Raw genomic sequence first — 13,159 nt, 5'->3', positions numbered from 1 at the left:
CCTAGCATGAGAATACTGATCATTGGCCCCAGCTGGGTCGGCGACATGGTGATGGCGCAGACCTTGTTCCAGTGCCTGAAACAGCAGCACCCCGACTGCGTGATCGATGTGCTGGCCCCCGAATGGAGCCGGCCAATCCTCGAGCGCATGCCCGAGGTGCGCCAGGCCTTGAGCTTCCCGCTCGGCCACGGTGCGCTGGAGCTGGCCACGCGGCGGCGCCTCGGCAAGTCGCTCAGTGGTCAGTACGACCAGGCCATCTTGTTGCCCAATTCGCTGAAATCGGCGCTGGTGCCGTTCTTTGCCGGTATCCCCAAGCGCACCGGCTGGCGTGGCGAAATGCGTTTCGGTTTGCTCAACGATGTCCGCAAGCTGGACAAAGCGCGTTATCCGCTGATGATCGAGCGCTTCATGGCCCTGGCCTATGCCCCGGGCGCCGAGCTGCCAAAGCCCTACCCCCAGCCCAGCCTGCAGATCGAGCCACACAGCCGTGAGGCGGCCCTGGCCAAGTTCGGCCTGGAGCTGGACCGTCCGGTGCTGGCGCTGTGCCCAGGCGCTGAATTCGGCGAAGCCAAGCGCTGGCCGGCCGAGCACTACGCCGCCGTGGCCGATGCCATGATCCGCCAGGGGTGGCAGGTCTGGCTGTTCGGCTCGAAAAGTGATCACCCAGTGGGTGAGCAGATCCGCGAACGGCTGATCCCTGGCCTGCGCGAAGAGTCCGTGAACCTGGCCGGTGAAACCTCCCTGGCCGAGGCGATCGACCTGATGTCCTGCGCAGACGCCGTGGTCTCCAACGATTCCGGGTTGATGCATGTGGCGGCGGCGCTCAATCGCCCGCTGGTCGCCGTATACGGCTCGACATCGCCTGGCTTCACGCCGCCGCTGGCCAGCCAGGTCGAGGTGGTGCGCCTGGGCATCGAATGCAGCCCTTGTTTCGATCGCACCTGCCGCTTCGGTCACTACAACTGCCTGCGTCTGCTCGAACCCGGTCAGGTCATCGCCGCGCTGACCCGTCTGGGCGGTGCGAACATCATCGACGTGCTGACCGAGGTCGACTAAGTGCGGGTACTGATCATCAAGACGTCCTCGCTGGGCGATGTGATCCACACGCTGCCAGCGCTCACCGATGCAGCCCATGCCATACCCGGCATCCGGTTCGACTGGGTCGTCGAGGAAGGCTTTGCCGAGATACCCAGCTGGCATCCGGCGGTCGATCAGGTCATTCCGGTGGCCATCCGTCGCTGGCGCAAACACCTCTGGCAGACCGTTCGCAGCGGCGAGTGGAAGGCCTTCAAGCAGCGCCTGGGCGAACGCCAGTACGACTTGGTGATCGATGCCCAGGGCCTGGTCAAGTCGGCGTGGCTGACCCGCTACGTGAAGGCGCCGGTCGCAGGCCTGGACCGGTATTCGGCCCGTGAGGGCTGGGCCAGCCGCTTCTACGACCGACGCCTGTCGGTTGCGGTCGGCCAGCATGCCGTCGAGCGCGTGCGCCAGCTGTTCGCCATGGCGCTGGCCTATGACCTGCCCGAGGGCATCGGCCGTTACGGCCTGGACCTTGAGCGCTTGCAGTTGCCGCCGGCAGCGCCCTATGTGGTTTTCCTGCACGGGACCACCTGGACCACCAAGCACTGGCCCGAGGCCTACTGGCGCGAGCTGGCCGAGCGCATGGGCCGGCGCAGGCTGGAAGTGCGCCTGCCCTGGGGCAACCCGGCCGAGAAGGCCCGGGCCGAGCGCATCGCCCAAGGCTTGAACCATTGCCAGGTACTGCCCAAGTTGAACCTGGCCGGCGTCGCACGTGTGCTGGCCGCTGCAAAGGCCTGCGTCGCCGTCGATACCGGCCTGGGCCATTTGGCGGCAGCCCTCGATGTACCGACGCTTTCGCTGTTCGGCCCTACCAATCCGGGCCTGACCGGCGCCTATGGACGGACCCAGATCCACCAGGCCAGTGACTGGCCGTGCGCACCCTGCTTGCAGAAGAAGTGCACCTACAAACCGAGCGCCGAAGACCTGCGCCGGTACGATCTGAACCGCGAGTGGCCATTGTGTTTCACTCGCCTCAATCCCGAGCATGTAGCGAGCCGCCTGAGCGCGCTGCTGCTGGCTGAGGATGTCCGTTGATGCAACTGGCTTTCGTACTTTACAAATACTTCCCCTTTGGCGGTCTGCAGCGCGACTTCATGCGCATAGCCCTGGAGTGCCAGCAGCGCGGCCACCAGATCCGGGTCTACACACTGATCTGGGAGGGCGACATTCCGCCGGGCTTCGAAGTGCTGGTGGCGCCGGTCAAGGCGATCTTCAATCACCGGCGCAACGAGAAACTCACCGCCTGGATGCAGGCCGACCTGGCCAAGCGCCCGGTAGACCGGCTCATCGGTTTCAACAAGATGCCAGGGCTGGATGTGTACTACGCCGCCGACGGCTGCTTTGAGGACAAGGCGCAGAACCTGCGCAGCGACCTGTACCGCCGCTGGGGCCGCTATCGGCATTTCGCCGAATACGAGCGGGCGGTGTTCGCCAAGGATGCCGGCACCCAGATCCTGATGATTTCCGAGGTGCAGCAGCCGCTGTTCATCAAGCACTACGGCACCCCGGTCGAGCGTTTTCACCTGCTGCCACCGGGCATTTCCCAGGATCGTCGGGCGCCGCCCAACGCTGCTGAAATTCGCGCCGACCTGCGCAAGGAGTTCGACCTGGCCGAGGATGCGTTGCTGATCGTGCAGATCGGTTCCGGTTTCAAGACCAAGGGCGTGGACCGCAGCCTCAAGGCGTTGGCGGCATTGCCCGCGCCCTTGCGCAAGCGCACCCGGTTGCTGGTGATCGGCCAGGACGACCCTAAGGTCTTCCAGTTGCAGAGCGCGACGCTGGGCCTGGGCGACCAGGTGCAGTTTCTCAAGGGGCGCAGCGATATCCCACGCTTCCTGCTGGGCGCCGACCTGCTGATCCACCCGGCTTACAACGAGAACACAGGCACCGTGCTGCTTGAAGCCCTGGTCGCCGGCCTGCCGGTGCTGGTTTCGCACGTGTGCGGCTATGCCCACTACATCGCCGAGGCCGACTGCGGTTTGGTGCTGGACGAGCCGTTCGAGCAGGAGCAGCTTAACCGCTACCTGCAGCGTATGCTCGATGACCCCGCCGCGCGGGCCGATTGGTCGCGCAACGGCCTGGCATTTGCCGACACGGCCGACCTTTACAGCATGCCGCAGCGTGCCGCCGATGTAATCCTAGGGCAGGAGGGGGCATGAAATTGATCGTGGCAGAGCCCTTCAAGCGGCTTTGGGCTGGGCGCGATGCCTTCGAGGCGGTAGAAGCGCTGCAGGGCGAAGTCTATCGGGAGCTCGAGGGGCGCCGCACCCTGCGTACGGAGGTCGCCGGCGAAGGCTTTTTCGTGAAGATCCACCGCGGCATTGGCTGGGGCGAGATCTTCAAGAACCTGCTCACGGCCAAGTTGCCGGTGTTGGGCGCCGGCCAGGAGTGGCAGGCCATCGAGCGCCTGCACCAGGTTGGCGTGCCAACCATGACGGCCGTGGCTTTCGGTGAGCGGGGCGGCAACCCGGCCACTCAGCATTCGTTCATCATCACCGAGGAACTGGCGCCGACCGTCAGCCTGGAAGACTTCAGCATCGACTGGATCAGGCAGCCGCCTGCGCCACGCCTCAAACGTGCCCTGATCACGCGCGTGGCCGAGATGACCGGTGGCATGCACCGTGCCGGCGTCAACCACCGGGACTGCTACATCTGTCACTTCCTGCTGCACACCGACCGGCCCGTGACGGCCGATGATTTCAAGTTGTCGGTGATCGACCTGCACCGCGCCCAGACCCGCCCAGCCATCAGCCGCCGCTGGCGCAACAAGGACCTGGCTGCCCTGTATTTCTCAGCCCTGGACATTGGCCTGACCCAACGCGACAAACTGCGTTTTCTGCGCAGCTACTTCCAGCGCCCGCTGCGTCAGGTCATGAAGGACGAAGCTGCACTGCTCGCCTGGCTTGAGCGCAAGGCGCAGAAACTCTACGACCGTAAACAACGCTATGGGGATGCACTCTGATGGCCAGTTGGACACTGGCGCCAGGTTACGCGCACCTGGCGAATGATTTCGGCAGCCTCGAGGCGGTATTCGCCCTTCAGGGCGAACGCCTGACCCGGGATCCGCTCAGCGAAGTGGTGCGTGTCGAGCGTGAAGGCGTCAACTATTACGTCAAGCGCTACACCGGTGCTGGCAAGCACATGCGCCGCTACCTGGGTCGCCCACGTATCAAGGCTGAATGGCAGAACCTCAAGCAGTTCGCCAAGTGGGGCATCCCCACGGCCGATGTGGTCGCCTGGGGGCTCGAACGCAATGGCCTGGCGTTCGGCCGTGGCGCAATGATCACCCGCGAGCTGCCCAACACCGAGGACCTCTCGGCACTGGCCGACCGCAACGATGCCCGCCTGGCCGATCGCGCCTGGGTGGACCACATCAGCCGCCAGCTGGCACGCCACACCCGGGTCATGCACGAGCATCGCTTCGCCCATAACGATTTGAAGTGGCGCAACCTGCTGGTTGATGACCAAGGGACGCTGTTCTTCATCGATTGCCCCACGGGTGACTTCTGGCGTGGGTTCATGTGGCGCCATCGCCTGATCAAGGACCTGGCCTGCCTGGACAAGGTCGCCAAGTACCACCTTTCGGCAACCCAGCGCCTGCGCTTTTACTTGCAGTACCGAGGCCGCGACCGGCTCAATGCCCGTGACAAGAAGCGCATTCGTCAGGTACTGGGCTTTTTCGAGGGAAGGGAATGACCGACTATATGGCCAGCGCAGACCGTGCGTTGCTCCAGCGCCATGGCCTGGACGACTTCGAGGCGCTGTGGGCGCTCGAACTCGACGCGGTGGACGAGCCCAATACCGGCCGCGGCGGCTGGAGCAGCGTGTACCGCCTGGAACTCGAGGGCAAAGGGTATTACCTCAAGCGCCAGAGCGACTACCTTACCCGTAGCCTGCACAAGCCCTTTGGCGAGCCGACCTTCGCTCGCGAATTTCGCAATATCGTTCGCTACCAGAAGCTGCACATTCCTGCATTGGAGGCAGTGTTCTACGGTGAGCGCAAGCAAGGTGGCAAGCACCGGGCACTGTTGATGACCCGCGCGCTGGACGACTGGCGCGACCTCGACAGCCAGTTGCTGCAATGGTCCGAACTCGATGCATCGGTACGCGATGGCATGCTCCAGGCCTGCGGCCAGTTGGCGCGCACGCTGCACGGTGCTGGGCAGGTACATGGTTGCTTCTACCCCAAGCACATCTTCCTGCGTAAGCGCAAAGAAGGCTGGGAGGCGCAGTTGATCGACCTGGAGAAGACCCGGCCCTTGCTCTTCGGCATGCGCGACCGCCTCAAGGACCTCGAGCCCTTGCTGCGCCGGGCACCGGTATGGAGCGACGGCGAGATACGCACATTGCTGGCAGCCTACCTCGCACAACCCATCGACAGCACGCTGGTCCAAACCTGGGTCAACCGCCTGGTACAACGCCGTCATCACAAGGAGGCTCGCTGATGCAGCTTTCCGAGCTGAAGGACACAGGACGCAGCCCATCGCTGCCGCTTGCCATCAACCTCGCCGATGCCGCCGGTAGCGCCGAGCTGCAGTTGCTCAGTCTACTGCGCGTGCTGCCGGGCCAGCGTTATGTGGGGGCCGGGGTATGGCGTGGCAGGCCGGTACTGGCCAAATTGCTGGTGGGCAGCAATGCCGCGCGCCAGTTCCAGCGTGAGCTGCAAGGCGTGAAGCTGCTCGCCGCGCAGGGGCTGACTACGCCGGTGCTGCTCGCCGATGGCCTGGTGGAGGGTGAGGGCGGCTGGCTGTTGTTCGAGTACCTCGATGGCGCGCAAAGCCTGGCCGATGCCTGGGCGGCGGTCGAGCACCTGCCTGTGCTCGCCGACGAGCAGCAGCAGGTGCTGGGCGAGGCCCTGGCGGCTGTGGCGCAGATGCACAAGCAGGGGCTGTGGCAGGAGGACCTGCACTTGGACAACCTGCTGCGTCATGCAGGCAAGCTGTACCTGATCGATGGGGCCGGTATCAAGGCTGAAACGCCAGGCCAGCAGCTTTCTCGCCCTCGCGTGCTGGAAAACCTTGGTGTGTTCTTCGCGCAGCTACCCAAGCGCCTGGAACCGTACACCGAGGAGCTGCTGGTGCATTACCTGCTGGCCAATGCCGAGCATGCATTGCCGATGGAGGCGTTGCAGAAGCACATAGACAAGATCCGCGTCTGGCGCCAACGCGACTTCCTGAACAAGGCCGGCCGCGATTGCAGCCTGTTCAGTGTGGAGCGCAGCCTGACGAGCCTGCGGGCTGTGGTCCGTAGCGAGGCCCAGGCCCTGTTGCCGGTGCTTGAGCAGGCGGATGAGCTGATCGACCGTGGGCACCTGTACAAGACTGGCGGCGCAGCCAGCGTGGCACGGGTCGAGGTGGATGGCCGCAAGCGGGTCATCAAACGCTACAACATCAAGAACACCCTCCACTGGCTCAAGCGCTTCTGGCGACCGAGCAGGGCCTGGCACTCGTGGATCGAAGGGCATCGCCTGTCGTTTCTCGACATCGCTACCCCGCGCCCGCTGGCGGTGCTGGAGCAGCGAGTACTGGGTTTGCGCACGCGCGCCTACCTGGTGACCGACTACATCGACGGCCCCGACCTCATCGAATGCTTTGCCCCCTTCGTCGAGCAGGGCGATGCGCCGGCCGAACAGGTGGAGGCCTTGGTGCAGCTCATGCAACAGCTGATCGGCGAGCGCATCAGCCACGGTGACTTCAAGGGGCACAACCTGTTCTGGGAGCGGGGCCGGTGGTCGCTGATCGACCTGGACGCCATGTGCCAGCACGGTAGCCAGGGCAGCTTCGCGCCGGCTTTCGCTCGGGACCGGGCGAGGCTACTTCGCAACTGGCCGGCTGAGAGTGCCTTGTACCAACGGCTGGATCAGGTGCTGCCTACAGTGACGGCATAAGCGGCAGGCAGTGCCAGCCAGTCGCTGCTTCCCCCCGGTTGGCGCACGCGTATACGCCATTGACCGTCGTGCCAGCGCAGGATTGCCCATGCGGTGGTGGTCGCAGCGGGCTGTCCGGGTATCAGCAGATGGTAGTGATCCGCCAGCAGGTGGGCACGCACGGGCAAGGCATGGCCACCGGCAAGCAAGTAAGGTTGGCCGTCGCTTTCGTACAGTTCCTTCGCCCCTTCCAGTGGGATCCCGTCTGGGGGCGCGGGAAGCTGACAGAGCTCCAGCAATGCGTTGAGGTCTGGCAGGCCGTCGTGCCACAGCACGGGTGAGTCGACGATCCATTCACCTTCAGCGTTCCGTCTGACCGCCACCTTGCTGTAGGCATCGGTTTTCCTGGGGTCTATGGCACGCCAGCGATAACCGTCGAACGCCACCTGATAGTACCGGCCTTGCTTGTCCTGGATGTAGTAGAGGGCCAGTCCCGCACGTTCGGATGGCTTTTCATACACGCCTTCGCTATGGATGCCGTCGATTCGGTAACGCAACTTGGCGGTGTCCGGACGTACCTGGAAGGTAGGCGGTAGCATCAAGGGTGGGTTGGGAGGCATGGCGCGAATGGCGCGCCTGATCACTGTCGTGCCGCCGATGCTGTTGACCCCGTCGCTCATGTGGGTAAAAGCCTCCACCATATGCTTGAGCACGCCTACCCGATCTTTCTTTTCCAGCGCTTCAAGGCTGTCCAGCACGCTCAGCACCGCGCGGGCGAATGCCAACGGCGCCAGGCCACGTACCGGAATCACGAAGCTGAGCAAGTCGAGTATTATCCACAACGCATGCAGGCTGGCCTCGCCCAGCAGCTCCAGTTTGGTGTTAGTGCTGGCATCGACCGTCGACATGAGCGCGCGGACCTCTGCCAGATAACAGGCGTGCAAAAAATTGCCGGAGATGACCGGGCGACTCAGACGCTGAGCGAGCCCGCCCTTGGTCAGCAAGCGCTCGATGGTTTTGCGCCGGGCCAAGGGTATGCGGTCCATCACGTAGGTGCGTAGATCCGGGTTGGCGCGGAGCGATCGGATCAGCGCACGCGCATTGGCGTATTCGCGCCAAGGCCTGCGATCCGGTGCATCTGGCGCATACACCAGAAAGCGCTGCATTTGCGGTGTTTCAGGCGTGATCAGCAGTACCCCCTGTACGGTGTGCCCGGCAATCAGCAACTGCCGTACACTCAGGCGGTTCTCTTGCACCAGGGGGCGCCAGTCGCTGTCGGGGTAGTTGAGCACGGTCCTGCTCCAGCGATAGCCCTGCTCAAGCGGGTCGGGCATGAAGTGGCCGGCATAGCGGGCTTTGGCGGCTTCAGCCCGCATGCGAGCACAGTTGATTCGCGCATGTGCATCCCGTCGCCACTGGCCTTGCTCCAGATCGATCAGGTGGCTGCGTAGAAAGCGTGAATAGCTGTCGCCGACATTGAGCTCACGGACCATCTGCCGAGCCTGCGCAGGGGACAAGCCTTGAATGTTTGTCTCGTCCTTATGGTGGACTCGAGCGGTCAGCCAGTAGTCCAGGTCCAGCAAGCCCACATTCACCAACGCCAACTGATCCAGACTGTAGGTTTGCCTGACCAACTCCACGGTGTCCCCTGTCTGCGGCCGGCTAGCGATGGGTATATAGCTGCTGGGCTGAGCTGGAGGCATCACCGGGCCGGTCTGACGGGCAATGGTGACGCTGATGAAGATCTGTTCGGGTGCCAGATCGAGTTGGTGGTCCAGTCTCAATCGCTCGCTGAGGCGGGCGCGGGTCCACTGCAGCAGGCTGTTGCGTTCGGTGAACTGTTCAAGCGTAGGAATGCCCGACGCTGCGGCCTGATCGATGGCCACGATCAGCTCCTGCATCGTCTGCATGATATGCGTGAGCCCTTGGGTAGAGGTCTTCTTGAGCCAGGCAGGAGCGTGCTTTTCAAGCAGCAGGCCATAACGCGTCGGCAGCGCTGCCTTGCTGGTCACCCAAGGCAGCAGGTCTGCGGCCGTTGCCAGGCGTTCGGCGAACCCAGTTTGATCCACGGGTTGGCTGCCCCATACCGCGTTCAATCGCGCCCGCTGGGCATCGATCAAGGCCTGAATCTGGACTTCCACTAGATCGTCGGGTAGCCAGTCGTAACGCAGTCGTTGTGCGTTATGGGCGCGGTCGGCATCACCAGGCGCCAGTAGCTTGAGCATCGGCTGACTTTGCAGGGGATCATCCAGCCGCTCGCACAGCTCAAGGTGCAGGCTCTGGACATCGGCGAACGCTTCGATGCCGTGGGAGAGGCTGCATAACAAGGCTGGGCCGCCGGCCGCATCGCCCGTCATCATCTGTCCCTCGATACTGCCTTGTACAAGCAGTATGGCGCCGGGCAAGTAGGCCCGCCAGTTGGGTCTTGAGCAATCGAGCAGCAGCCGATAGAGCTGTGGGCGCTTGGACGCTTCGATGCCCTGGCGAGTCCAGGACATGGGTTGGTCAAGGCACATCTGTAATAGCGATGCTGCCGGAGGCTCCAGTGTTGCGTCAGCGATGCGCAGGTCCATTTCGGCCTGAAGCTGTTGTCGCCGAAGCGCAATGAGCCGAGCACGGCGGTTGCTGCCTGCTTCGTCCGGCAGGTTCCAGTAGTCTGCCAGCGCGCCGAAGAATTGTTGCCGGCCCGCCAGCGGTGAAAGCTGCAGGTCTGGTAAGGGCAGGGGAGCCAGTAGGGCAGTGATTTCAGCGTCGAATGACTCGAAATGTTGCAAGGGTGAGACGGATGACATGGTGCGAACTCCTTTAGAGAGATCGCGAGCCTGGGCGATATGGCAGGGGCATGCGTGCTAGCCCGCTACCGCCATCACGTAGTAAGGGCCGGCTGCCTGACCCGTTGCCTATAGGCCGTGGCGCTGGGCCATCCGACGTCGCCAGTTCTGCAGGCATTGCTCAAGTTGCGCCGGGCTCTGGATGTGCTGGCGGCGCGCCTGGCTCAACAGAATCAACGCCAGCTCTGCGGTCACCTGTGCGTCGGCGCTGGCGTGATGACGCGCTTGTACCTGCAGCTCGAAACGCGCTACCCAGTCATCGAGACCGGCTTCTCGCAACACCGTGTCGGGATTGAGCATGGGTGCCAGCTCGGCCACATCGAGGAAGGGTATTTGCAGACGATGACCCAGGCTCTGTCGGAGGGCCCGTGCCAGCATGCGCTCATCGAACGGCGCATGGAAAGCCAGCACCGGGCTGGTGCCAATGAACTCGAGCAGGTCAAGCAGTGCGTGCCCTGGGTCGCAGCCCGCTGCCAGGGCGCTTGGGCCCAGGCCGTGTATCAGGACGCTGGGGTTGGTCTTCTGCTCAGGTCGGTACAGGGTCCGCTCGAACTGCTGCGAGAAGTCCACTGCCCCGTCCTCGATGGCCACTGCGCCTATGGACAGGACTTGATCGCGGTTGGTGTTCAGGCCACTGGTTTCCAGGTCAAGTACCACCCAGCGCTGCTCGCGCAGGGTGCAGGTGCCAAGCGCGGTGGGTAGGGGCAAGGCCGCCAGGCGTTCGCGCTGCGAAAGCGCCAGTTGCGGAGCTTGGGGGCGCAGCCATGCGAAGAAGCTCACAGCTGGTACCTCATGGCCAGGCTGCTTTGCAACCGCTGAGCCTGGCGCAACGACTCGCGCAGGATGCGCCGGTCCAAGTGGTTGAGGCTGTCTGGGTCCAGGCGGTTGGAGTAGGCCAGGTTGTCGCGTGCCTGGCGTTGATGTTGCTGCATGCGGGTCTGCTGGATGAAATGGTACGCCTCTTCGTAGGCGGCGCCGTCCAGGGGATCGATCACACCCTTGACCACCAGTTGGCGGATGCGCTCCAGGGTATTGCAAGCACCGATCCCATGGGCCAGCGCCAGCACACGTGCGCCATCGACGAAGGGCGTCAGGCCCTGAACCTTGAGGTCCAGGGTGCCAGCCTTGTCAGTGCCCTGGCGCGTCAGCACGAAGTCGCGCAGACGCCCCACAGGCGGGCGTTGGCGCAGGGCGTTGTCAGCCAGCATGCGTTGGAAGATACGGTTGTCGGCTATCTGCGTCAGCAATGTGCTGCGCAACGCCTCGCACGTGTGTTCGTCGCCCCAGACTACTCGCAGGTCGAAGTAGATGCTCGAGCCCAGGAGGTTCTCCGGGCTTGCGTCACGCACGAAGCCGGCAAAGCGCCGTGACCACTCACTGTGGGACAGGCATAGCGCAGGGTTGCCGGCCATGACATTGCCCTTGCACAGGGTAAAACCGCACTGCGCCAGGCATTGGTTGATGTACTGCGCCAACGGTAGCAGCCGCGCCCGGATGGCCTGCGCTTCGGTGTCATCGGCTGCGTCGAAGAGGATACCGTTATCCTGGTCGGTGTGCAGGGTCTGCTCGCGCCGCCCTTCACTGCCAAAACAGAGCCAACTGAACGGCACCCCCGGATCGCCACGTTCTGCCAGCGCCAGTTCGATGACCCGGCATACCGTGTGGTCGTTGAGCAAGGTGATGATCTGGGTGATCTGCGTAGAGGAGGCACCGTGGGCGAGCATGCGCTCGACCAACTGACTGATTTCGCCTCGCAGGGAAACAAGCGTGTCCAGGCGCGGCGCATGACGAATGGTACGCGCCAGGTGCACAAGGTCCACCCGCTGCAGGGAAAACAGATCGCGCTCGGACACCACCCCACACAACCGCCCGCTCTCCACCAGGCACACGTGCGCGATATGCCGCTCGGTCATCGCCATGGCCGCATCGAAGGCACTCGCCTGGGGGCTCAGGTAGAACGGTGCGGCGGTCATGTGCCGTGCAATGGGTGCACCCAGATCGGCATCGGCTGCGGCAACCACCTGGCGCAGATCGCGCAAGGTGAAAATGCCCGTCGGCTGGCGCTGCCCATCGACGATCACGATCGAGCCAACCTGCTGCTCATGCATCAGCCGCACGGCTTCGCGCAGCGGTGTCTCGGGGGCACAGGCCACGGGGTGACGCATGGCCAGTTCGCCTAGCGGTGTATTGAGGGAATACTGGGTACCCAGGGTTTGCACCGCCTGTTGACGGACCTGTTGGTTGACCTGATCCAGAAGACTGCTGACCCCTCGCAAGGCGAAATCGCGGAACACCTCGGAAAGGGAAAAGACGCGGATGAATGCCGCCTTGTTCAGTTGCAGGCAGAAGGTGTCGTCACCGGCCAGGTGCTCCGTACGCGTGGCTCGCTCGCCGAGCAAGGCTGCCAGTGGAAAACACTCGCCGTGGGTAATCTCGAACGTGGTTTCGACGCCGGGTTTGACCAGGTGCTGCCGCTCACCAACGACGCGGCCCTGCTTGACGATGTAGAAGTGCTCGACCGGCCCGTCGCTTGGCTTGATGATGCTTTCGCCGCTGGCGTAGAAGCGCAGCTGGCACTGCTCGACCAAGTAGGCCAGATGGCTCTGCTCCATCTGGTTGAAGGGCGCAAAGCGCTGCAGGAATTGCAGGGTGCCCTGGATGTTTTGCAGCACTGCCGTTCTACCCGCTTGCTGGTAGGCGTCTTTTTTGCTCATCGACCTGACCGTATCGCTACGCCGAACTATATATATCTATCTATAGGGTCGGCTTTGTTGTTTTCGGCATTCATGGTCGGCCTGCAGAGGGCGTGGTGCCCATTGGACGTAAGTCTAGGGCACGAACACGTCAATAATCCGACGAAAGGTAAATTGGGTGTCGGAGAATCTGCGGTCTTACCAGTAGAGCGAATGGATACGAGACGACCATGTCCGAGCACACCGATATCTTGAGCGACGCAGAGCGTGCGGCACTCGCTGCTGTGAGTGCGCCGCCGCCTGCCCGGCCGGTAGTGCTCGTGGTCGACGATAATCCGGTCAACAGCGAAGCCTTGATGTTGTATCTCAAAAGCAAGGGTATCGACGGCATGACGGCCGATGGCGCCCAGGAGGCGCTGTTCAAGCTCCATTGGGAGCCTCGCATCGCGCTGATGATCACCGACCTGCGGATGCAGCCCGAGGATGGGCTGTACCTTATCCACAAGGTGCGCGAGATGCAGGAAGCGGACCGGGCTGCGCTTTCGATCATCGTGGTATCAGGCGATACCGATGTGAAAGAGGCCGTTGATGTCATGCACCTGGGGGTTGTGGACTTTCTGTTGAAGCCCGTCGACCTGGCGAAACTGCTCGAACTGGTGAAGCGCGAATTGAAGCTGGCCTGATGTGCA

Annotated in this window: 11 protein-coding genes; 8 read left to right on the top strand and 3 right to left on the bottom strand. The window is 63.3% G+C overall.

Annotation, left to right across the window (positions count from 1 at the left end; translation table 11 throughout):
- The first annotated feature begins 6 nt into the window (after positions 1–6).
- The 7 genes from waaF to CRP40_RS05085 are packed head-to-tail and all read left to right on the top strand — an operon-like array spanning position 7 to position 6,967.
- Positions 7–1,056 (top strand): lipopolysaccharide heptosyltransferase II, encoded by a 1,050-nt coding sequence (gene waaF / locus CRP40_RS05115; RefSeq protein ID WP_027913581.1) that lies wholly within the window; start codon positions 7–9, stop codon positions 1,054–1,056.
- Positions 1,057–2,115, top strand: a complete 1,059-nt coding sequence (gene waaC / locus CRP40_RS05110) for a lipopolysaccharide heptosyltransferase I (protein WP_027913582.1) — start codon at positions 1,057–1,059, stop codon at positions 2,113–2,115. It begins immediately after the preceding gene.
- Positions 2,115–3,239: a glycosyltransferase family 4 protein gene (locus tag CRP40_RS05105; protein ID WP_027913583.1), complete on the top strand. Its 1,125-nt coding sequence runs from the start codon at positions 2,115–2,117 to the stop codon at positions 3,237–3,239. The genes waaC and CRP40_RS05105 overlap by 1 nt, the downstream gene beginning before the upstream one ends.
- A complete protein-coding gene (rfaP, locus tag CRP40_RS05100; protein WP_027913584.1) occupies positions 3,236–4,042 on the top strand; it encodes a lipopolysaccharide core heptose(I) kinase RfaP in 807 nt (268 codons plus the stop codon). The genes CRP40_RS05105 and rfaP overlap by 4 nt, the downstream gene beginning before the upstream one ends.
- On the top strand, positions 4,042–4,776 hold the full coding sequence (locus CRP40_RS05095; protein ID WP_027913585.1) for a lipopolysaccharide kinase InaA family protein: 735 nt from the start codon (positions 4,042–4,044) through the stop codon (positions 4,774–4,776). Before rfaP ends, CRP40_RS05095 begins: the two co-directional genes overlap by 1 nt.
- Complete coding sequence (locus tag CRP40_RS05090) at positions 4,773–5,525, top strand: lipopolysaccharide kinase InaA family protein (RefSeq protein ID WP_027913586.1); 753 nt, start codon at positions 4,773–4,775, stop codon at positions 5,523–5,525. The genes CRP40_RS05095 and CRP40_RS05090 overlap by 4 nt, the downstream gene beginning before the upstream one ends.
- Entirely contained in the window at positions 5,525–6,967 is a 1,443-nt protein-coding gene (locus CRP40_RS05085) for a lipopolysaccharide kinase InaA family protein (protein WP_027913587.1), read from the top strand. Before CRP40_RS05090 ends, CRP40_RS05085 begins: the two co-directional genes overlap by 1 nt.
- Here the strand turns inward: CRP40_RS05085 and CRP40_RS05080 are convergent.
- From CRP40_RS05080 to CRP40_RS05070, 3 genes are all read right to left on the bottom strand, one after another.
- Positions 6,940–9,738 carry a DUF6543 domain-containing protein gene (locus CRP40_RS05080; protein WP_027913588.1) on the bottom strand — a complete coding sequence of 933 codons (2,799 nt, stop codon included), beginning with the start codon at positions 9,736–9,738 and terminating at the stop codon, positions 6,940–6,942. The genes CRP40_RS05085 and CRP40_RS05080 overlap by 28 nt on opposite strands.
- Positions 9,739–9,846: 108 nt before the next feature.
- Entirely contained in the window at positions 9,847–10,557 is a 711-nt protein-coding gene (locus CRP40_RS05075; protein WP_027913589.1) for a 3'-5' exonuclease, read from the bottom strand.
- Entirely contained in the window at positions 10,554–12,491 is a 1,938-nt protein-coding gene (locus CRP40_RS05070; RefSeq protein WP_027913590.1) for a putative nucleotidyltransferase substrate binding domain-containing protein, read from the bottom strand. Before CRP40_RS05070 ends, CRP40_RS05075 begins: the two co-directional genes overlap by 4 nt.
- A gap of 209 nt (positions 12,492–12,700) precedes the next feature.
- Between CRP40_RS05070 and CRP40_RS05065 the strand changes: the two genes are divergently transcribed.
- Positions 12,701–13,153: a response regulator gene (locus tag CRP40_RS05065; protein ID WP_027913591.1), complete on the top strand. Its 453-nt coding sequence runs from the start codon at positions 12,701–12,703 to the stop codon at positions 13,151–13,153.
- The last annotated feature ends 6 nt before the right edge of the window (positions 13,154–13,159 follow it).

This window comes from Pseudomonas sp. URMO17WK12:I9 (assembly GCF_900230165.1).
Lineage (GTDB): Bacteria > Pseudomonadota > Gammaproteobacteria > Pseudomonadales > Pseudomonadaceae > Aquipseudomonas > Aquipseudomonas fulva.
Note: the sequence above shows the minus strand (reverse complement) of the source record. Positions and strands in the feature narration are given on the sequence as shown.